Consider the following 20,567-nt stretch of genomic DNA (forward strand, 5'->3'; position numbering starts at 1 on the left):
TTGTCGCAGCCCCGACCCGCGGCCACGAGCGGGGGCTCCTATCTTTTTAGTGCCCTCGGATTGGGTCATAGTGTCTGGCGCAGGGCCAGTTGCGACATAATACGCGCAGCCGAGGTACCGTATTCGGCAAAGTAGCGCTGCTGAAGCGTGCCGACCGGCGCGCGAACGATAAAGCGGGAAACCCAAGAGCGATCGGCGGCTCGGCTCTGCGGGCTGCGGCCGTCGGCGAGCGGACGGGACGAAAGCACCAGGCCGCACAGCTCGATATGGCTCAGATGCGCCGCGCGCTTAAAGATGTCAAACATGGCCCCGCATGGGGTGAGCTCAACTTGAGATGCCATGACCTAGGCCTCCTTGGTCGTAGAAATAGAATCGGACGATACTTCGACAGGTCCGCCAAAAGTACGGGCAGCTGCGGCTCCACCGGCAAGCGGAGTCGCCATCTGGGCTTTTGTGCGTCGCGGTGCCGAAACGGGAAGTTCAAAGGCAAAGCCCATCGCAAGCAAAAACCACGTAAGCGTATAGGTTGCAACCAGAGCGGCAACAAGGCCGCCCATCACGGCGCGTTGGGAAAATACGCTACATGCAGCCACAACCAGTACTGGAACCTCGCAGGCAGAAAGCGCAAGCACACCCTGCAGGAACCCCGAGCGCCGATTGCGCGCAAGTGCCCCCGCGGCAACGCCGGCTATGCCTGGCAGCGCCAACGCCAGTGCGGCAATAATACCCGGTAGCGACCCAGACCACACGAGCGATCCCAAAGTCGCCGTCACGCGAGCGCCCGACGCCAGCAGCGCGGCCGAAACCACGACCACAGCCCAAACCACGCCACAGACGACCGTCGCGCCGACCATCAGCGCGCGACGAACCGCACGGCCAGACGCATCCATGGGGCACGGCGTGAGCGGCTCGCCGCGGAGCGAACGACCGACATTTTGCGCATAGTGGTCACAAAACGCCGAGAGCGCCGCCTCGACCGCCGCCGGCTCGGGACGATCTTTTTGATGGCTGGACAGACAGGCCATCACCACGTCGAACAGCTGGGCATCGACAAACGCCAGCGCATCGCGTAGCTCTTCGGAATCCGGCTCAAGCCCTAGCTGCTGGGCCTGCTCGGCCGCGGCGAGCGCCACATCGGGCTCACGACGAAGCAGCTGAGTCAAATCACAACCGGGCGCATGGGCACCAATGGGATAGTCGGGCCGCGTGTCCATCTTGAGACGGTAGGGGCTCGCGATGTCGCGCGTCTTTTTGCGCGAACCCGAGGTGCCCGAAGTGCTCGGCGCGGCTTCGTATGGCGCGACGCCGGCAATGAGCTCGTAAACCGTGCTTGCCGCGGCATAGACGTCAATCGCCGGCGACATACGCAAAGCGCGCAGATCGGGAATATCGTCGGTGAGCATCTCGGGTGGGGCATAGGCAACCGTCGCGCGACGCAGCGTGGCATAGCGCTCCGTAAACGACGCCTTGCCGCCGGTACCGGCCACGGCCGACGCAGGCTCGAGCGCCAGCGACGAGCCAAAGTCGATCAGGCACAGGTCAAAGGTGCCCTCGGCAAGCTGCCGGTCAAGCGGTAGACGCGCCGTACGCACCATAATATTAGCGGGCGAGATATCGCGATGGACAAAGCCCTCACCCACCAGGCTCATACGGCAGAGCAGATCGAACAGGTCGCGACCCAGACGCGCCGCCACAAGCGGCGACAGGCGTCCGGCATCGTCCACGGCGAGTCGCGAACGCAAGCGGACAAGCGTCTCGCCCTCGACCCATTCCATGACAATTGCAGGCACACCGTCGACCTCGCCCCAGCCATAGAGGCGGGGAAAGCCCTTAAGACCCGAAAGGGCGCGATGGCATTCGTATTCCTCCCGAAACGCCGCCTTGAACTTGGCGACCAGCGCCTCGTGAGCTGCATCGTCGTCAAACTCATCGCGCGTCGGCAAGATGAGCTGCTTGAGTGCCACGGCCTCGCCTTGGGCGTTGACGGCACGCGTCACGCGGCCGATACCGCCACGGCGCATGGTGGCTTCGTCGGCAAACAGCATCGTAAAACGACGCAGATAGGCAGGCAGTTCGTCCTGACCGAGCGCAATGGCCGGCTCAAACCCGTCGACACGCGCCAGGCGCAGGCCGACCATGGAATCGCGACCGAGCGATTGTGGTGTGGTGGATGCAAGATCGGTCATCATAGGGCAAGCGCCGCCACGTTATTGTTGAAGTTACCGAGTGCGACGTCATCATCGCCGTAATGGCCGACCCATTGACATAGGTTGGTGTAACAGCCCCACAGATTGGCATACTGCTGATACCACTTTGACCGGGGCGAGAATGTCTGACGACCGAACTCGGCTCGAATGACAAACATCTCCCCGACCAGGCTGTCGCACGGCCTGGGATCTCCCGTAGAGTTATAGGTCGAGACCACGTCATTGGCACGAGAAACGTAGCCGTCGAGCATGTTGTACTTGGTCACAAGCCAACTGTGAATGCTCTCTTCCTCAGCAGCGGAAAGGCCACCGGAGTTTGCATCGTTGTCAGTGTTGCCGCCCGTCGAGCCGCCATTTCCAGACCCTCCGGTAGAGGAGCCCGACCCAGAGCCGCCGCTCGAACTCGACGAATTCGAGCCGGAGCCAGAAGTATCCGAGCTACCGGGCTTTCCGGACTGCTGGGCGTCCTGCTCCTTCTGCTGCTCGACCTTATTCACCGTTGCCGCCACGCTATTGTTGGACAACCGATCGATGATCTTGGTGTTGGTGAGCACGATGGTTTTGCCATTGGCAAGCGTGACTTCGTTGTCCGGGGCCTCGGCGCCGTCCGCATCGTCGGTGCCAAACACAATATGCGCGACCACACTTGCCCAAGCATATCCAGTCGTGGTACCCAAATCACTTTTGACCTCATGCCCCACGCGCGGTTCGCGTGCGGCATGCGCCTGCATCATGGACGGCACGGTCATGCCATAGGCAGAAACGCCAGCCATGACCAGCACCAGCGAGCACGACAGCAGCACGTACGCCCGCGGCGCCAAGCCCAGTCGGCGTCGCATGCGCACCGCGGCGCCGCGCTTTGTCTGAGTGCCACCGGGCCGCATGCGTTCTCCTCCAACAAAAACACGCCGCTCAGAAGCGGCGCATTCATTCAAATCCATATTTGAGTGTATCAGCGAACCTAAAAGGTTGCGCAACGAATGGGCAAATTAAGGATGCGAGCGGAAGCATCCATGCGATAAGCGGATACGAAGCATCTTTGTTGCACAACAAACTCACAGTCGCACGGGGAAATTATGACTACCCCGTGCATCGCGAGGAAAACATACGGCAGGAACAGGCTCGCCACCTAAATCGCGCGACGGGCCTCGATGGCGCGGCCAAGCGTAAGCTCGTCGGCATACTCCAAGTCGCCGCCCACGGGAAGGCCGCTTGCCAGACGCGACACCTCGACGCCCAACGGCTTGATGGTACGGGCCAGATAGCTCGCCGTGGTCTCGCCCTCGATGTTGGGGTTGGTGGCGATGATGACCTCATGGATATCCTCGTGCCCCAGGCGCGCCAGCAGCTCGCGGATGTGCAGCTGCTCAGGGCCAATCTTGTCCATGGGGCTGATCACGCCGCCCAGCACATGGTACAGGCCGTGGTAGCTGCCCGTGCGCTCGATCGCCTGGACGTCGCGCGGCTCGCCCACCACGCAAATACGAGTGGTATCGCGCATCGGGTCCTGGCAGATGGAGCACTCGTCGGCCGTGGCGTAGTTAAAGCAACGGCTGCAAAAGTGGACCTCCTGCTTGACCTCCAGGATGGCCTCGGCCAGGCGGCGGGCCTCCTCGGCATCGGCCTCGAGCAGGTAATAGGCGATGCGCTGGGCCGACTTGGGACCAATGCCCGGCAGACGGCCCAGCTCATCAAGCAGTTTTTGCAGACTGTGATTCGCACTCATATATATGCGTGTCTTAGAACGGCATGCCCGGGATGTTGAGGCCGCCGGTGATGGCGCCCATCTGCTTGTTGGCGAGCTCGTTGACGCCGCGGACGGCCTCGTTGACGGCAGCCATGATCATATCCTGCAGCATATCGACGTCCTCGGGATCGAGCGCATCGGGATCGATGGTGAGGTTGACGAGCTCCATCTCGCCGTTAACGGTCACCTTGACCATGCCGCCGCCGGCAGAGGCGTCGACGGTCTGGGACTTGAGGTTCTCCTGCGCGGCGGCAAGCTGCTCCTGCATCTTGCGAGCCTGCTTCATCATCTGCTGCATGTTCATACCGGCCATGATGGCTCCTTTACGTGCGGCCGCACGCCGAGCTGCAAGGGCAGCCGGAGCACGGCGGGACTTTCAAACTCAAAAATCGTACCACGGCGCGCGGCGAGAGAGCGGGGCGGACGTGTTACCTCAGTCGATATACATGTCCTCCAATACAAACCGCACTCAAAGATTATGCAAGGTCGAATTATGCAAGGTTGCATAATATCGCACACTCAATCTAGTAGAGCCGAATCCGGCATTTCATGTGCGCCACTAAATAGCTAAATGCCGAACCGCTGCTCGAGGCGGCGCACATGGCGGCAGGGTATAATTTGATTGCCATAGATAGTAATTTGGAGGTGCCCCCATGAATGCCCCCGACGCGCTCCAAAACATCCGCTCAAAACACCCCGTTGCATATGTGGTTCTCTATCTCTTTGTCGGCTGGGCATTACTGGTTGTCATCACCCATGCTATAGCCTTTGGAGCAGAACTGCTGATAGCCAGCTCGGACCAGCCCGTCGTCAAATGGGAAGCGACCGATGAGTGCACCGACGGAACTCGAACCATTTACTACAACAGCCCGTCCCTCTACCAAGAGTTCAAGGTCAAGATAAAGGACTCCAAGATTGTCGATGCCGAACTAGGCGCTTTCTTGACAATCGGAGCAACCGTCAACGCCGAGCAAGTCGAGCACACGGACAGCCATGCGACGTATCGTATCGACCTCAGCATCCTAGGCCGACCGTCACGTACCTGTCTGCTCGAATGCGAGATACGCGGCACCGCGTTGCACATGTCCGAAATACAGATGCGCCCGGGCAAAGAGATCTCTTCTTGAGCAGCATACCCGCCCGCACGGTTACTCCACCGGTTTGAAGATGGTGGACTGGCCGAAGACGCTGCGGATGAGGGCTTTGGCCTCGTCCTCGGTCTGCGGGATGCTCGGGGCTGCACCCTGATGGCCGAAGGGGCTGCCCGCACCGGGGTTGGACTCCCAGGGAGCTGCAGGAGCGCCCTCCTCTTTGGGGGCAGTTGCAGCGGACTTGGGCGCGGACGCCGCACCCGGCACGTCGAACGGAGGCAGATCGTCCCCGCTCGCATCGACAGCGAAGCCGCCGACCATAGCGTCGTCGTAGGGCACCTGCTCGGATTCCCACGGCGCGGACTGCGCGACAGGCTGAGCCTTGGGGGCAGCCGAGCGCTCGGGCGCACGAGGTGCGGGCTCAGTCGGGAGCTTACCCGTGGCAGGAGCGCCGGCGGGGTTGTCGGAGCGTAGCCAGGGGGCTTTGCCCAGGTCAGACGACTTGGGCGCGGGCGAGACGGGCTTGGGCGCGGGTGTCGGAGCAGCCGGTTTGGGCGCCGCGGGCTTAGGCGCCGACGGGGTCGATGCCGCTACCGGCGCCGCTTGCTGCTGCGACGCGCTGGCGCTCGAGGATACAGGGGCCGCCGAGGACACGGGTTGCGGGTCCGCAGATGCCGCAGCCCGTGCAGATGGAGAATGCTCCTCATGTTGAGGAGCCGGCGTGCCACCCCCATCCAAGACATAGTCGACGGTACGACGACCGAAGACCGCGCAGACCGTCGGCAGGACCACCGACTGCGTATCGGCGCGACCGAGCATCTTAATGGCAAAAGTCGAACCCGCGGGGAACGAGACCGTGAGCTTGGAGCCGTCGTCGGCCGTGGCGCGGGCGTTGAGCAAAAGCCCTGCGTAGGAAGCCTGACGTGCCTTGACACGCTCGACAACCTCGGCCCATTTGCGCTGCAGCTCTCCGGCATCCTCGACCGCGGGCGTCTCGGCAGCACCGGCGGCGGCAACCTGGGCGGCATTGTTGGACTGGGGCTTAGGTGCCGGAGCGGTGGCAGACGCGGGGGCCGCAACGGGCTGAGGCGCAGGCGCTGCAGGCTTGGAAGCTGACACGGACGCAGAACGGGGCGCAGGCTGGGCAGCCGGAACAGCAGCACCACGGTCCCAAGGCATACCGCCCTGGCGCGCGGACGTAGCAGCGGGGGCAGCGGATGCCGCCGGGGCGGCAGCGCGGGCGCCCGAAATGAGCGTCGGCTGTTGGGCAGCAGCGGGTACGGATGCTGCAGGCGCGGCGGCCTGAACAGCAGCCACGCTCGCCGGCACGGCGGCGTTGGCAACCATGGCCTCCAGGCGTGCCACGCGCTCGGCCAATGCCTCAATCGTTAAATCAGCCTCGGGACGCGCCAGACGCGTGCAGGCAATCTCGAGCACCAGGCGCACGTCGCTCGCGCCCCTCATCTCCAGTGCGGCATCGTCGAGCACTGTCAGCACACGAGCCAGGCGGTCGGCAGGATGCTCGCCAAAGGCAGCGGCCTCGGCAGCAAGCGCCTCGGCCTGCTCGGAGCCGCCCTCAAACAGCTCGGCACGGGCACCGGCAACGCAGGCAACGTACACGTCACGCACATGCGCCACCAGGTCGCGCGTCAGCCCCAGCAGGTCGTTTCCTTCCTCGACCTGCGCACGGATCAGTCCATATAGCTCGGCAACATCGCGATCGGCAATGGCGCGGGCAAACTCGCCCAAAATCTGGTCCGAAACCTCGCCCAAAAGCGAGCGGGCATCGTCCGCATGCACGGCGCCGTTGCCAAAGACGCTCAGCTGCTCCAGCGTGGAGAGCGCGTCGCGCATGCCGCCCTTGGCATGGCGCGCCACGATGGCGAGCGCCTCGTCGTCGTAATCGAAGCCCTCCTGCTCGCACACGTAGGACAGGCGATGCTCGATATCCTCGTTGCCGATGCGGTGGAAATCGAAGCGCTGGCAGCGCGAGAGGATGGTCTCCAGAATCTTTTGCGGGTCGGTGGTGCACAGCACAAAGATCACGTGCGCCGGCGGCTCCTCAAGCGTCTTGAGCAGCGCGTTGAACGCCGCCGTCGTGAGCATGTGGACCTCGTCGATGATATAAATCTTGTACTTGCCGCGCACCGGGGCAAAGTTGACGGAGTTGATGATTTCCTCGCGCACGTTGTCCACGCCGGTACGGCTTGCGGCATCGAGCTCGTAAACATCGGGGTGGTTGCCCTCGGCGATGAGCTCGCATTCCTCACAGGTGCCGTCGGGCATGCAGCCGCTCGCACCCTCGGCGCGCGCCGCCTCGGCATTGCGGCAGAGCAGCGCCTTGGCAAGAATACGCGCCATGGTGGTCTTGCCCGTGCCGCGCGGTCCGCAGAACAGGTAGGCGTGGGACAGGCGCCCCTCGGTGATGGCGTGCTCGAGCGTCGAGACGATATGCTGCTGGCCCACCACGGAGTCGAAGGTGAGCGGGCGATACTTTCGGTACAACGATTCCATGGGTGCTCCCCCGGGTATACTGAGTCTTGTTGCCGCGGCGGCCATGCGGTCGCACGGCATACTGCATTCCATAATAACCCGTACGGCGAGCCCGCCGCGATAGGAGTCCAAAGAGCATGGCAGACGCAGAGAGCAACCTCATTCCCTCCGAAGCAGCCGACCAGGTCGAGGTCGCGCTCGAGGCGCAGGCCGCGGCCGATGACGGCATTCTGTACCTCAACGAGTATCAGTACGAAAACGATCTCGTCACCGACTTCGCCCGCCTGGTCGCCTCGCCCAGGCGCCGTGGCTCCCTGTACGTCGCCGCCGCGATTGCCGTGCTCATCGGCATCGGCATGCTGGTGGCCGGCGGCAGCTGGATCAAGTTCGGCGTCGTGCTGATCGTGTTCGGCGCCTTTTTGGCCTGGTGGAGCAAGAACCTCCACCACACGCTCGCCCGCGACTTTATCGATGCCGTCGAGGCCGACGAGTCCATGGGCGGCCGCTACCGCCGCGTCGCCGCCAACGAGGACGGCCTGATGGTCTGGGGCAAGAGCGGCAAGTCGCAGTTCTTCCCGTTTGAGAAGCTCGACCACGTACTCGACGGCGAGCGCATCTTTGTGGCCATGTTCGCCGACCAGGGCGTGACGATCCCCAAGGACACCTTTGTTCGCGGCGATGCCGAGCAGTTTGGCCCCTTCCTCAAGGCGCGCATCAACAAAAAACTCCGCATCGAGACCAAACGCAAGAAGATGAAGGCCGAGAAGGCCGCCGCCGAGGCCAAGCAGGACGACAAGCCCCAGGAGACCAAAGGCAAGCAGCGCAAGCAGAAGAAGAACAAGAAGAAGCGCTAAGACCAAACCAGACAGACAGCCTCGCATCCCGCTATCCTCCCCATGCACCCGAGCGTGCTACACTAGCAGCATCTATGCCACCGCGAATGGCTCGGCCCCACGCCCGCCGCTCGCAAACGAACTTTAAACGCACGAGGGTTGGCCATGCCGCTTTTCTCGCAACATACCGCCCGGTTCTCGCCGGACGTTCCTTTGGAGGGCACCAGCTCTCGCGAGCTGCTCAAGCGGTACCAGCCGCTCGAGACACTTGCGACCGGCGGTTTTGGCTCCATCGAGATTTGCCGCGACACGCACCTGCGCCGCCGCGTCGCCATTAAGCGCATCCCCCTTATCAACGGCGCCGGCATGCCCGCCAGCGACATCATGGATGTCCTGCGCGAGGCGCACACTGCCGCCATGCTTCAACATCCCAACATCGTGCAGGTCATCGACTTTACGCATGACACCGCCTATGCCTACCTGGTCATGGAGTATGTCGACGGTATGTCGCTGGCCGAGTTTTTGCATCGCGTGGACGGCCACTCGCTCACCTTTGACGAGGCCGCGGCCATTGCCGATGCCCTGGGCCAGGCGCTCACCTTCGCCCATAGCAATGGCGTACTCCACCTGGACATTAAGCCCGCCAACGTGCTCATCGACCACTCGGGCAATGTAAAGCTCACCGACTTTGGCATGGCGCGACTGTCGTCCGCCGGTGGCTTTGGCGGCTCGCGCGGCGGCACCATCGGCTACATGCCGCCCGAGCAGCTCGATATCGAGACCGGCACGGTCGACGAGCGCGCCGATGTCTTTGCCCTCGCCTGTGTGATCTACGAGGGCCTGTGCGGCAGCGCTCCCTTTATGGCGGCCACGCCCGCCGACTCGCTCGGCCGCATCATCGGCGGCGCCACCTATCCCAGCGAACTGATACCACACTTTCCCCCGGGAGCCGAGGCCGCGCTCATGAGCGCGCTCTCCCCCATGCCGCAGGACCGCCCCAACAGCATCGAGGCATTTTGCGACCAGCTCCTTGCCGGTCTGGGCAGCGTGCGCGAAGGCCGTCGCAGCCTGGAGCAAATGGTTGGCGAACTTTCGGATGACGAGCAGGAGCTCGACGATATCGAGCCGTCGCACTACGAGGACGACGCCATCGAGGTCGACCCCGCACTCGGCTGGGCGGGCACGCGCTGGAGCCATGCGCGCGACTACACCATGCGCACTATCTCGGCGCTAACGTGCGGCACCTATAGCTTTTTGCTGATGCAAACGGCCGGGGTCGCGGCGCTTCCCGGCCTGGTCATTGCGGCCATCGCGATCGGAGCGGCGGCTGGCCTGGCCCCCCAGATCGGCTCGGCCATCTCGGCTGTGGGCTTTTTGGTGCTCATGGCCAACGCCACCATGCAGGCGCAGGGCATCCTGTCGATGCTGCCCGTCGCGGTGATCTTTGCCGCCGCCATGTCCGGTTGGTGGATCGCCTGGGGTCGCACCGAGGCTGCCGCGAGCGCCGCGCTCACCTGTGCACTCGCGCTTGGCTGTCTGACCGGCAATACCTTCCTGGCAGCTGGGGTCACCGCCGGCGTCGCGTCATTTTGGCTCGGCCCGGCAAGCGCCGCCGCGGCAACGGGCATGGGCGCGCTTTTTGCCCGTCTGGCCACGGTCGCGCTTTCAGCCGGAGGCGTGCTGGGGCTCGGTAACGTTGCCGCAGCGCTGGGAGACCCGCTCCTTTGGGTCGCCTTTGTGCTGGTCGCGGCAACTGCCGCGGCGTCATCTGCGCTGCTCAATGCCCATGCCAAGCGTGCCGATCAGGGCTCAAACCTTGCCGCAATCGCCGCCATCGCTGTCACCGGCATCGGCTGCGCAGCGGCGTCCTGTCTTGCACACCATATGGAAATTGCCAGCCTTGCAGCCGCGGTCGTCGCCAAGGCGGCGGTTGCGGGAACCCTATCCTCTATAATCGTTGGGATATGCCTATATTTGCTCGGATACCAAAGAACCTATACGGAGAGTGATCTTTCGTGAACTTCCTGAACATCTTCGAGGACCACGTGGCCGGCATCTTCGGTGCCACCCGTGCCCCGTTCTCCTTTAAGAAGCTTGCTAAGCAGGCCGCTCGCGACATGGAGGATCAGACTCTGGTGATTAACGGCGTCAACACGGCGCCGGCACTCTATACCATCCTTATCGCCGCCGACGACGATCCCATGCTCGCCCCGTTCTACCCCGAGCTTTCGCGCGAGGTCCGCGAGTTTGTGAAGGCGCAGGCCGAAAAGCGCCGCTATGTCTTTGTCGGCGAGCCCCTCGTGCGCTTTATGATCGATCCGCAGCTGCGCGCCGGCAAGTTCTCGGTCTTTGCCGAGAACGTCGATGCCCCCACGCTCGGCCGCCTGTACGAAGAAGAGCGCGCCTATCAAAACGGCCTGGGCCAGAACAACTCCGCGGCAAGCCGTGCCGCCAGCGCCCCGCGCGCCGGCCAGCAGCAGTTTGCTGCCCCGCAGCAGCAGCGCCCCGCCGCCATGCCCCAGCAACAGCCGACGCCTCGCGCCGCCGCTCCCGACCCGCTTGCCGTGGCAGACCCCTTCGCGCCTAGCGTCCCCGACCCCGCCGCAGCACCCATCCCGGTGCCGCAGACCGTCTCGCGCGACGCGCTTGCCGGCATGGGCGGAGCCGCCGCGACCGGTGCCGCCGTGGGCCTAGGCGCCGCAGCCGGCATCGCCTCCAACATGGCGAGCACTCGCGCCCCGCAGCGCCCGCTCGCCCAGCTCGTCGACGTCGTGAGCGGCGAGAGCCATAGCATCACCTCCGCACAGGTGACCATCGGTCGCGAGCGCTCAGTTTCCGACATTGCCCTGCGCGACCCCAACGTGTCGCGCCGCCACGCCCAGCTCACCTTTACGGGCTCGGATTGGTCGATCGAGGACCTCAATTCCACCAACGGCACGCTCGTCAACAACCGCCGCATTACGCGCTGCCCACTGCGCAACGGCGATCTGCTGACGTTTGGCCTGAGTACCTTTGAATTTAGGGGATAGTCGCTTATGAACATCGATATCGTCCTTTTTGCAGGCCGCATCGTCTTGGTCGCCCTGCTCTATATCTTCCTGTTCGCCGTCATGAAGACCGGCGTGGGACTTGTGCGCGGGCAGCGCCGCGACTCGGCTATCTGGACGATTGATGTGGACAAGGGTCCGCGCGGTATCCGCGGCATCCACGTAGACATGCTCGGCCCCGTCATCGTCGGTCGCTCGCCATCTTCGGACATCTGCATCAACGAACCGTTCGTCTCGGCCTCGCATGCGCGCTTTTCGCTGCAGGGCCCGGCGCTCATCATCGAGGATCTCAACTCGCTTAACGGCACGCTCGTCAACGGCCGCCAGCTCGTGGAGCCCGCGACGCTGCGTGAGGGCGACGAAGTCCAGATTGGCGACGTGGTCATGAAGGTGAACCGTCGATGATCGACGAGGAGAACAAGTCCGCAACTATGACCGAGGCACCGGCCGCCGCCACAGCTGCGCCGGCCCACGCCGCTCCGGCGGGCTCCGCACTCGTGGAGCCCGAGGACACCGTGTTCTCCCTGCCTCTTTCGCATGTAACGCATGATATTTCGGATCTCGCCGATAACGAGGACGAAGAGGATGCCGTAGCGGCGCCCATCGGCGCACATGCTGCGGAACAGCCCACAGCGCCCGAAACAACCCCGGCGCCGGCTCACTTTGCAGAGCCCGTCGCCGCGGCAATCAACGAGAGCGCTGCGGTGTTTGCGGCACCCGAGCCCGCCGCGCCGGCGTTTCCCATAGCCCCGGCATCCGAGGTTGCGCCCGCGTCTACGCCGGCGCCCGAGCCTATAGACGTCAGCCCGCAAGACGACGAGTCGACCGCCCGCATGTCCGAGGAGCCCGACTCCCCGGACACCGGCGATTCCGAATCAAACGCCGAGACCGACACCGTCTCTCCCGGTGACACAGCCGAGATCGACGTTGCCGCCGTTGAGGCCAAACTCAAAGACCCCGGCTCGACCATGAGCTTTGAGCCCCTGACCGAGGAGCGCATCGAGACCGACTCGACCTATGATGCCGGCACCACCACGCAACTCATGTGGGGCGCCCGCTCCGACGTTGGCTGTGTGCGCCCGCACAATGAGGATTCCTACCTGGTGCAGTCGCCGCTCTTTTGCGTATGCGACGGCATGGGCGGTCACGCCGCCGGCGAGGTAGCCTCTTCTATCGCCGTCGAGACTATTGCCAAAACGGCCCCGCAGTCCGCCGACGCAGCACGCTTGGCCGCAGCCGTCGAGGCAGCCAACGCCGCCGTAATCGAGGCGGCCCTGAACGGCCTGGGCAAGCCCGGCATGGGCTGCACAGCCACCTGCGCCTACATCGAAAACGACACGCTCGCCATCGCCCACGTGGGCGACTCTCGCGCCTATCTGCTCCACGAGGGCACGCTCATCCGCGTGACCCGCGACCACTCCTACGTGGAGGAGCTCGTGGACGCCGGCGAGATCACGGCAGACGAGGCTCGCGTCCACCCCAACCGTTCGGTCATCACCCGCGCACTGGGCTCGGACCCCGCCATGTATGCCGACCACTTCACTCTGCATATCGAGGAAGGCGACCGTCTGATCCTGTGCTCCGACGGCCTCTCGAGCATGATTCCCGATAGCGATATCGAGAACATCGCCACGCAGTCCTCAACCGCGCAAATCTGCGTCGACAACCTAGTGGACGCGGCGCTTGCCGCCGGCGGCCACGACAACGTGACCGTAGTAGTCGTTGACCTGGTTGACGATGGCGTTATGCGCGAGGCGCAACGCGTGCGTCGCCGCAACATTACTATCGCCGCCATCCTGGCCCTCGTCTTTGTGCTGGCAGCTGGCATCTGGGCCTACACGGGTGTCACCGGCTCATACTACCTGGGTACCTACCAGGGCAATGTCGCCGTCTGGCGCGGCCTGCCCGGCAAGCCGCTCGGACTCAAGCTCCACTGGCTCGAGAGCGAAACCAGCATTAAGCTGTCCGACCTGCCCGAAGACACGCAAAACCGCCTCAAGGCGGGCATTCCGCAAACAAGTGTCGACGATGCGCAGGACACGATATCCAAGTACCGCCACCAGATCGACGAGGAGCAGACCCGCCAGGTGATCGACGCGCAAACGATTCGCGACAACACCAATCAGGGATCGACCTCCGAATCAGATTCCGAGAAAACCGCCGAACAGTCCGCCGAGGCCGAAGCCTCCGATAAGAACTAGAAAGGGAGTGCCGCTTATGAGTCGCCGCAACACCGAGCTGCTCTTGCTCATCGCCTCGGCGTTCCCCGTCATCCTGCTGTATGCGATGTACGTGCTCACTGCGGTCGCCGCTATCTCCTTTGAGACGCTCGCCGTACCGATCGACCTCTTTGCCGCCTTTGCCGCGGCCCACATTGCCGTGCGCATCTTGGCGCCCGGTGCCGACCCCGCCATCCTGCCCATCGTATTTATACTTTCGGGCATCGGCATCACGTTCGTGACGCGTCTCGCCCCCGCTCTCGCCATCTCACAGCTCATCATCCTGTTTGTCTCGGTGGCGCTCATGGTGGGAACGCTTGCACTAGTCAAAAACCTCGACGTGGTCATGCGCTACAAGTACACCTTTGGCATCATCGGCATCATCCTGCTGATGCTGCCTATCTTTATCGGCACCACGATCTCGGGCTCCAAGCTGTGGATTCGCATCGCGGGCTTTACCATCCAGCCCGGCGAGTTCGCCAAGGTCTTTATCGTGCTGTTCCTGGCCGGGTACCTGGCCGAGAACCGCGAGCTGCTCTCCATCTCCAACCGCAAGATCTTGGGCTTTAAGATCCCTCGCCTGCGACTGCTACTGCCGTTGTTTGCCGTGTGGGGTGTGTGCCTGCTCGTCGTCGTCTTCGAACGCGACCTGGGTTCGGCCGTGCTGTTCTACACCATCTTCTTGCTGATGCTCTACGTTGCCACGGGGCGCTTTTCGTATGTCGTTATCGGCCTTGCGCTCTTAGCCGTTGGAGCCGTGGGCGCCTACAAGTTCCTGTCGCACGTTCAGGTGCGTTTCCAGGTTTGGGTCGATCCGTTTAAGGACGCCCAGGGCCAGGGCTACCAGATCGTCCAGTCGCTCTTCTCGCTCGCCGACGGCGGTCTGGTCGGTGTTGGCATCGGCAACGGCATGGCCAACAACATCCCTGTCGTCGAGTCCGACTTTATCTTCTCGGCTATCGGCGAGGAGATGGGCCTTTTGGGCGGCGGCGCCGTGCTCATCCTGTTTATGCTCTTTGCCGTGCGTGGCCTCACCACGGCTGCCCGCGCTAAATCCGACCTCGCCGCCTTTAGTGCCACGGGCCTTACGGCAGCCATCAGCTTCCAGGCCTTTTTGATCGTAGGCGGCGTTACCCGCCTGATCCCGCTGACCGGCGTCACCCTGCCCTTTATGAGCCAGGGCGGTTCCTCGCTGCTGGCGAGCTTTATCATCGTCGCGCTGCTGCTGCGCGCCGGCGACGAGGCAACCGGACGCGAAGCCGAACTCACCGGCACCGGCACCATGGCCGCCATCACCGATGACCAGGTCGCATCCGCCGCCGCCCCGACCGGCACACGTTTTGCCAGCGCATCTTCCTACGGCCACGGCAACCACTCCGCGGGTTCTCGCATGCGTCGTCGCCTGCTCGACACGCCAGAGTCCGGCGTGCTCGGCCGCGTGGCGCTTGCCAACCGTCTGACTCGTGCCGTGTTTGCTTTCACGGCGCTGTTCGCCATCCTTATCGGCAACCTCACCTATGTCCAGGTCATCAAGGCGAAGGACTATCAGGACATGCCGACCAACAACCACACCATCGCCCGCTCCAAGTACATCCAGCGTGGCTCCATCATCACGTCCGACGGCGTGACGCTAGCCGAGTCGCTGCAGCAGGAGGACGGCACCTACGCCCGTTCCTACCCCAACGGCAACATGGCCGCGCACGTGGTGGGCTACGTGAGCCAGCAATACGGCACCGCCGGCATCGAGAGCGTCATGAACGATACGCTCACCGGCTCCAAGGATTACTCCAGCTGGAACAACGCCATCGCGTCGCTCGCGGGGCAGACCCAGCCGGGCAATACCGCCAAGCTCACCATCGACTCGCGCATCCAGACGGCTGCCGAGCAGGCGCTCAAGGGCTTTAAGGGCGCTGTGGTGGTCATGGATCCGCGCACCGGTGCGGTCCTTGCGTGCGCGAGCTCGCCCACCTACGACAACACCAACATCGATGCGCTGCTCCAGTCGGGCGGCGGCGAGGACGGCTCCATGTATGACCGTGCCATGGACGCGCTGTACACCCCGGGCTCGACCTTTAAGGTCGTCACACTCTCCGCGGCGCTCGAGACCGGCACCGCCAGCCTTACCAGCACGTACCAGGCGCCCGGCTCCATGGATATTGGCAACGCGCCGGTCACCAACTATGCCAACGAGAGCTACGGCACCATCAGCCTGCAGCAGGCCTTCGCCGTGTCGTCCAACGTCGTCTTTGGCCAGGTGGCAAACGAGGTCGGTGCCAGCTCGCTCGTCCAGTTTGCCAACGCCTTTGGCTACGGTCAAAAGCTCGGTCAGGATCTGACCTCCGCGGCCTCCATCATGGCCGACCCGTCGCTTATGACCGAGTGGGAGACCGCTTGGGCAGGCGCAGGCCAGCCCGTCGGCATGGACCACACGCCTGGCCCGCAGACCACCGTTATGCAAAACGCCGTGATTGCCGCTGCCATCGCTAACAGCGGCGTGGTCATGGACCCGTACTTTGTAGCCCAGGTACTCGCCCCGGACGGAACCGTGGTCAAGACCACGCAGTCCCGCTCGCTGGGTCAGGCCGTCAGCTCCGCCACGGCCGACCAGGTTAAGCAGGCCATGCTCGCCGTCGTCCAGTCCGGTACCGGCACCGATGCCCAGATTCCGGGCGTCAAGGTTGCCGGCAAGACCGGTTCGGCCGAGACCGGCGGCACCAACGTCAACTCTATGTTTGTTGGCTTTGCACCTTACGATTCACCCACGGTTGCCATCTCGGTGGCCCTGGAGGATTACGACAAACACGACGTCGAGGCGGCCAAGATTGCCGGCATCGTCCTGACCGCGGCGCTCGCCGCACAGGGAGCGTGATGCCCATGATCAAAGCGGATACTTATGGCGCGCCGCGGCCGATGAGCTAGCGGCAACGCGCCACACGGCCCCAGCGGCCACACATCTGGTACTACACACATCGTTGAGCGAATAGTTATGTTAGGAGCAGGAATGGAACAGAGGGTCCTCGGGGGAAGATACCTCCTCAAGGATAAGGTGGGAACGGGCGGTATGGCGACCGTCTTCCGTGCACAGGATCAGGTCCTCGACCGCACGGTTGCCGTCAAGATCATGCTGCCGCAGTATGCCGGCGACGCCACCTTCGCCGCCCGCTTTAAGCAGGAGGCCCAGGCAGCTGCCGGCCTGTCCTCCCCCTATATCGTGGGCGTCTACGACTGGGGCAAGGACGGCGACACCTACTACATCGTCATGGAGTACCTGCGCGGCACCGACCTTAAAAGCGGCATCAAGAGCCACGGTGCACTCGATCCCAAAAAGGTCGCACAGATCGGCTCGCAGATCAGCTCCGCGCTTTCGGTCGCACACAAGCACGAGATCATCCACCGCGACATTAAGCCGCAAAACATCATGGTGCTGCCCGACGGCAACATCAAGGTCATGGATTTTGGCATCGCACGCGCCAAGAACAGCCACCTCACGCAGGATAACAACGTTCTGGGCACCGCCCACTATGTAAGCCCCGAGCAGACCCGCGGCCAGGACCTCGGCCCCACCTCGGATATCTATTCGCTGGGTGTCGTCATGTACGAGTGCGCCACCGGCCGCGTACCCTTTGACGGCGACGACGCCATCTCGGTCGCGCTCAAGCAGGTCAACGAGCTCCCCATCCCGCCGAGCCAGATCAACTCCGGCGTCGATGCCGACCTTGAGCGCATTATCCTCAAGTGCATGGAGAAGGACCCGGCAAACCGCTTCCAGACGGCCGACGAGCTGCGCCAGGTGCTCAACAGCTACCTGTCCGGCCGTGCCGTCAACGTCTCGGAGCCCACGCGCATCATCGGTGCCGCCGGCGACCTGGGCGCCACCAAGACCCGCGAGCTTTCCGACTCAACGCGCGCTATGGTTCGTCCCGTCTCGGGCGTGAGCGGTCAGAACACTGCCCGTAGCGCTGTCTCGGGCTCCACGGGCTCCTACGAGGTCGAGAAGCCTAAGTCCAACAAGAACAAGATCATCGCCGCCGTGATTGCCGCCGTTGCCGTGATTGGCGTTGTAGTTGCTTTTGCCTCGGGCATGTTCAGTGGCGAACAGGTCACGGTGCCCGACGTGCTGGGCAAGGACCAGGAAACTGCTATTGAGCTGATCAAGGAAGCCGGCCTTGAGGTTGGCACCGTCGACCAGAGCTACAACGACGATGTCGACGAGGGAAAGGTCGCCGAGCAGACCCCCAACGGCAACACCAAGAAGGCCAAGGGCACCAAGGTGAACCTGGTAATCTCCAAGGGTCCCAAGCCCTCCGAGAAGGTTGAGGTTCCCCTGCTTGTCGGCCTGACCAAGGACCAGGCAGAAGCCGCGCTGGCAAGCGTTGGCCTGAAGGGCAACGCCTCCGAGGAGGCCAACGAGGCTGATGAGGGCCAGGTCTTTGAGCAGGGCACCGAAGCCGGTAAGGAAGTCGCGAAGGGCACGACCATCTCGTACAAGGTCTCGAGCGGCCCGGATACCACGTCCGTCCCCGACCTGACCGACATGACCGAGGCGCAGGCGCGCAACGCCCTCGATATGGCAGGCTTTGGCGTCGACGTGAGCTACCAGGAGAACGACTCTGTTACCGAGGGCACCGTGATCAGCTGGAACCCCAGCGGTAAGCAGAAGCCCGGCGCCACGATTACCGTCGTCATTGCCAAGAAGTCCGGCAAGGCCACCGTCCCGGGCAACCTGTACGGCAAGAGCATTTCCACCGCCGTTACCGCGCTCAACAACGCCGGTTTCTATAACATCGGCTTCTGTGACCAGAACGGCAATCCCGTAAGCGGTAACGAGGATGCCACCGTTACGGGCGTCTCCCCCACCGGCAAGCAGTCCACCGACAGCACGATCACGCTAACAGTCGCACTTTCTGGCTCGGGTTCGGGCTCTGGCTCGGGCACGGGTGACGATTCCGGTACGACCAACTAGTCGCCACCCCACCGCTCATCACGGCTCTCGCCGCAAACATATTCGCTCACAGGCGCCCGCTTGCTTCCCCAGCAAGCGGGCGCTTTCTTTATCTGAAGCAGCGAATACTCCGGCATGCCTTAAACCAGAAGAGCCCGGCACCGTAGCGGTACCAGGCTCGATATTTCTCTGGTGCCCCCGGGCGGATTCGAAAACTCCCCCCGCGGGAAATTGGTGACGCGGGTGTCGACGGCTCGAATCCGCCGGCGGTCCCCACAAACCAGAAACGGCGCCGCCCTCGCGACGCCGTCATAATCCTCTGGTGCCCCCGGGCGGATTCGAACCGTCGACACCCGCTTTAGGAGGTCATGAGCTCTTACCCTACCTGCGGTTTTTCATTTTCATCAATATCTCTATTTCCGCAGGTAATTTAGCTATTCTGCCGTTTTTGCTCTTCTTGATTAGTTTTCAATTTCACCCTATTTACACCCCTTCACCCCTTCATTTTGACTTGCAGGGGTGAAATTTTTGGGTTAGCCTCGGGGGCGAGGCCCTCAAAGCCCCGCCCCCGAGGCTAACCCAACGCACCACCCCTGGAGACCCATGGAAACCAGAATCAAACCCACAGCCAAAGGCACTTCCGAACCGATCAAGGGAAAACCCGGTTCCTTCCGCATCTACTTCTCTCTCGGTCGCGACCCCGAATCCGGCAAGAACGGGAAACGAGTCAGATACCTAAAGACGCCCAAGAGAACCATCCATTGCAAGAGCAAAAACCCGAAGAACTGGCCCGGTGAGGTGGCGAATGCGCTCGATGCCTACCGGAAGGAGCTGGAGACCTATGAACCGGCTAGCGACATGCCGACCACTGTTTCCGGATACGCTGAGGATTTCCATCGGCTCCGAGAAAGCTCCTTCGGCTCCCCTCTTTCTTTCCAAAGAGAGGAATATGACGTGCGCCATATACGCGAGCTGTTCGGCGACATGCCCCTCGGCGCACTGAGGCCCGACGAGATCAAACGGGCGTATGCTGAAGCGATCTCAACCGGAAGATTCACAGAGGCCGAGATTCGTCGTATCCACGTCAAGCTCAAACAGGTCATGCAGGACGCACTGGAGAATGAGCTAATCGGGCGCAACCCATGCATCAGCATCAAACTCCCAAAGCCAGACCTTAGAGTGCGTAACTTCCTCCCACCCGACGAACTGCCCCGATTCACCAAATGCCTGCTATCCGAACCCATGGGGCCGATGACCGTCTGCACCATGCTCATATTCCACCTAGGACTCAGGAAAGGCGAGGCCCTGGGGCTCTGTTGGGAAGACTACGACCCTGAGGCGATGGAGATACGAATCATCCGCCAGTACACCAATGACAAAACGCTCAGGGCACCCAAATCGGAAATGAGCAGGCGAATCCTGTCTATAGACTCTTCGCTGGCCGCGTATCTAAACGACTGGAAGATGCGTCAGCGCAGTCTATTCGAGCAACGCGGGCTAAGACAGAGAAACTCTGACCCCCTCGTTCACGCCTTCAGCACGCATAAGGACGAAAACGGCAACCTTCACGTCAGTATCACCCGACCCGATGGACACAACTATTCACGCTGGTTCAGGGATTTCTGCGTCGACAACGGCTATGGCGAGTACGCCAACGTGACAAGCCAGTTCGAGCGCAACGGCAAACTGCACACACGAGGCACCGGATACTCAGGGCTCGTTCCCCATGGCCTGAGGCACACGGCAGCAACGGCCCTTGTTGCGAGCAACGTCGACTTAAAGACCGTTCAAGCGAGAATGGGCCATGCGTCCGCAAGCACAACCGCAAACTTCTACACCCATGCAATCAGGGCAAATGACCGAAACGCAGCTGAGGTATTTGAATCGCTTTCATCTAAGAATTAGCTATTTCAACTGGATACTTCACTATTTCTCCATATCATGGGCTATTAGTGACATTCGCATGGGCCATATCGACTGAACGGTGA

15 protein-coding genes are annotated in these 20,567 nt (G+C 62.7%); 9 read left to right on the plus strand and 6 right to left on the minus strand.

Annotated elements, in window-relative coordinates; genetic code table 11:
* Nucleotides 1-65: 65 nt before the first annotated feature.
* The 5 genes from AAA069_RS08180 to AAA069_RS08200 all read right to left on the minus strand — a co-directional run bounded on the left by AAA069_RS08180 (nucleotide 66) and on the right by AAA069_RS08200 (nucleotide 4,267).
* Nucleotides 66-341 (minus strand): hypothetical protein, encoded by a 276-nt coding sequence (locus AAA069_RS08180; protein ID WP_349128068.1) that lies wholly within the window; start codon nucleotides 339-341, stop codon nucleotides 66-68.
* Nucleotides 342-344: 3 nt separating this feature from the next.
* Nucleotides 345-2,189 carry a hypothetical protein gene (locus tag AAA069_RS08185; protein WP_349128069.1) on the minus strand — a complete coding sequence of 615 codons (1,845 nt, stop codon included), beginning with the start codon at nucleotides 2,187-2,189 and terminating at the stop codon, nucleotides 345-347.
* Nucleotides 2,186-3,091 carry a hypothetical protein gene (locus AAA069_RS08190; protein WP_349128070.1) on the minus strand — a complete coding sequence of 302 codons (906 nt, stop codon included), beginning with the start codon at nucleotides 3,089-3,091 and terminating at the stop codon, nucleotides 2,186-2,188. The genes AAA069_RS08185 and AAA069_RS08190 overlap by 4 nt, the downstream gene beginning before the upstream one ends.
* A 245-nt stretch (nucleotides 3,092-3,336) precedes the next feature.
* Complete coding sequence (gene recR / locus AAA069_RS08195) at nucleotides 3,337-3,933, minus strand: recombination mediator RecR (RefSeq protein WP_006235173.1); 597 nt, start codon at nucleotides 3,931-3,933, stop codon at nucleotides 3,337-3,339.
* Between the two features lie 13 nt (nucleotides 3,934-3,946).
* Nucleotides 3,947-4,267 carry a YbaB/EbfC family nucleoid-associated protein gene (locus tag AAA069_RS08200; protein WP_006235174.1) on the minus strand — a complete coding sequence of 107 codons (321 nt, stop codon included), beginning with the start codon at nucleotides 4,265-4,267 and terminating at the stop codon, nucleotides 3,947-3,949.
* A gap of 340 nt (nucleotides 4,268-4,607) precedes the next feature.
* Between AAA069_RS08200 and AAA069_RS08205 the strand changes: the two genes are divergently transcribed.
* Nucleotides 4,608-5,081, plus strand: a complete 474-nt coding sequence (locus AAA069_RS08205) for a hypothetical protein (RefSeq protein ID WP_349128071.1) — start codon at nucleotides 4,608-4,610, stop codon at nucleotides 5,079-5,081.
* A gap of 21 nt (nucleotides 5,082-5,102) precedes the next feature.
* Here AAA069_RS08205 and dnaX read toward each other — a convergent pair whose 3' ends face one another.
* The gene (dnaX, locus tag AAA069_RS08210; protein ID WP_349128072.1) at nucleotides 5,103-7,559 is read right to left on the minus strand and encodes a DNA polymerase III subunit gamma/tau; all 2,457 of its coding nucleotides are present in this window, start codon (nucleotides 7,557-7,559) and stop codon (nucleotides 5,103-5,105) included.
* A 116-nt stretch (nucleotides 7,560-7,675) separates the two neighbouring features.
* Between dnaX and AAA069_RS08215 the strand changes: the two genes are divergently transcribed.
* The 8 genes from AAA069_RS08215 to AAA069_RS08250 all read left to right on the plus strand — a co-directional run bounded on the left by AAA069_RS08215 (nucleotide 7,676) and on the right by AAA069_RS08250 (nucleotide 20,484).
* Nucleotides 7,676-8,392 carry a hypothetical protein gene (locus tag AAA069_RS08215; protein WP_349128073.1) on the plus strand — a complete coding sequence of 239 codons (717 nt, stop codon included), beginning with the start codon at nucleotides 7,676-7,678 and terminating at the stop codon, nucleotides 8,390-8,392.
* 144 nt (nucleotides 8,393-8,536) lie between these two features.
* Nucleotides 8,537-10,390 carry a serine/threonine-protein kinase gene (locus tag AAA069_RS08220; RefSeq protein WP_349128074.1) on the plus strand — a complete coding sequence of 618 codons (1,854 nt, stop codon included), beginning with the start codon at nucleotides 8,537-8,539 and terminating at the stop codon, nucleotides 10,388-10,390.
* On the plus strand, nucleotides 10,387-11,400 hold the full coding sequence (locus AAA069_RS08225) for an FhaA domain-containing protein (RefSeq protein ID WP_035136732.1): 1,014 nt from the start codon (nucleotides 10,387-10,389) through the stop codon (nucleotides 11,398-11,400). Before AAA069_RS08220 ends, AAA069_RS08225 begins: the two co-directional genes overlap by 4 nt.
* 6 nt (nucleotides 11,401-11,406) lie before the next feature.
* Nucleotides 11,407-11,823: an FHA domain-containing protein gene (locus tag AAA069_RS08230; protein ID WP_006235180.1), complete on the plus strand. Its 417-nt coding sequence runs from the start codon at nucleotides 11,407-11,409 to the stop codon at nucleotides 11,821-11,823.
* Nucleotides 11,820-13,619 (plus strand): Stp1/IreP family PP2C-type Ser/Thr phosphatase, encoded by a 1,800-nt coding sequence (locus AAA069_RS08235; RefSeq protein WP_349128075.1) that lies wholly within the window; start codon nucleotides 11,820-11,822, stop codon nucleotides 13,617-13,619. Before AAA069_RS08230 ends, AAA069_RS08235 begins: the two co-directional genes overlap by 4 nt.
* 16 nt (nucleotides 13,620-13,635) lie before the next feature.
* Nucleotides 13,636-16,506, plus strand: coding sequence for an FtsW/RodA/SpoVE family cell cycle protein (locus AAA069_RS08240; protein ID WP_349128076.1), 2,871 nt, complete (start codon nucleotides 13,636-13,638; stop codon nucleotides 16,504-16,506).
* A gap of 132 nt (nucleotides 16,507-16,638) precedes the next feature.
* Nucleotides 16,639-18,600 (plus strand): Stk1 family PASTA domain-containing Ser/Thr kinase, encoded by a 1,962-nt coding sequence (gene pknB / locus AAA069_RS08245; RefSeq protein ID WP_349128077.1) that lies wholly within the window; start codon nucleotides 16,639-16,641, stop codon nucleotides 18,598-18,600.
* Nucleotides 18,601-19,182: 582 nt separating this feature from the next.
* Nucleotides 19,183-20,484, plus strand: a complete 1,302-nt coding sequence (locus AAA069_RS08250; RefSeq protein WP_349128078.1) for a tyrosine-type recombinase/integrase — start codon at nucleotides 19,183-19,185, stop codon at nucleotides 20,482-20,484.
* Nucleotides 20,485-20,567: the final 83 nt, after the last annotated feature.

The organism is Collinsella sp. CLA-SR-H006 (assembly GCF_040097075.1).
Taxonomy (GTDB): Bacteria; Actinomycetota; Coriobacteriia; order Coriobacteriales; family Coriobacteriaceae; genus Collinsella.

Bases quoted from the DNA above. Each gene is read 5' to 3' on its own strand.
- AAA069_RS08250 (WP_349128078.1), top strand. From the start codon at position 19,183: ATGGAAACCAGAATCAAACCCACAGCCAAAGGCACTTCCGAACCGATC.
- AAA069_RS08215 (WP_349128073.1), top strand. From the start codon at position 7,676: ATGGCAGACGCAGAGAGCAACCTCATTCCCTCCGAAGCAGCCGACCAG.
- dnaX (WP_349128072.1), bottom strand. From the start codon at position 7,559: ATGGAATCGTTGTACCGAAAGTATCGCCCGCTCACCTTCGACTCCGTG.
- AAA069_RS08180 (WP_349128068.1), bottom strand. From the start codon at position 341: ATGGCATCTCAAGTTGAGCTCACCCCATGCGGGGCCATGTTTGACATC.
- AAA069_RS08235 (WP_349128075.1), top strand. From the start codon at position 11,820: ATGATCGACGAGGAGAACAAGTCCGCAACTATGACCGAGGCACCGGCC.
- AAA069_RS08230 (WP_006235180.1), top strand. From the start codon at position 11,407: ATGAACATCGATATCGTCCTTTTTGCAGGCCGCATCGTCTTGGTCGCC.
- AAA069_RS08220 (WP_349128074.1), top strand. From the start codon at position 8,537: ATGCCGCTTTTCTCGCAACATACCGCCCGGTTCTCGCCGGACGTTCCT.
- pknB (WP_349128077.1), top strand. From the start codon at position 16,639: ATGGAACAGAGGGTCCTCGGGGGAAGATACCTCCTCAAGGATAAGGTG.
- AAA069_RS08190 (WP_349128070.1), bottom strand. From the start codon at position 3,091: ATGCGGCCCGGTGGCACTCAGACAAAGCGCGGCGCCGCGGTGCGCATG.
- AAA069_RS08200 (WP_006235174.1), bottom strand. From the start codon at position 4,267: ATGGCCGGTATGAACATGCAGCAGATGATGAAGCAGGCTCGCAAGATG.
- recR (WP_006235173.1), bottom strand. From the start codon at position 3,933: ATGAGTGCGAATCACAGTCTGCAAAAACTGCTTGATGAGCTGGGCCGT.
- AAA069_RS08205 (WP_349128071.1), top strand. From the start codon at position 4,608: ATGAATGCCCCCGACGCGCTCCAAAACATCCGCTCAAAACACCCCGTT.
- AAA069_RS08185 (WP_349128069.1), bottom strand. From the start codon at position 2,189: ATGATGACCGATCTTGCATCCACCACACCACAATCGCTCGGTCGCGAT.
- AAA069_RS08240 (WP_349128076.1), top strand. From the start codon at position 13,636: ATGAGTCGCCGCAACACCGAGCTGCTCTTGCTCATCGCCTCGGCGTTC.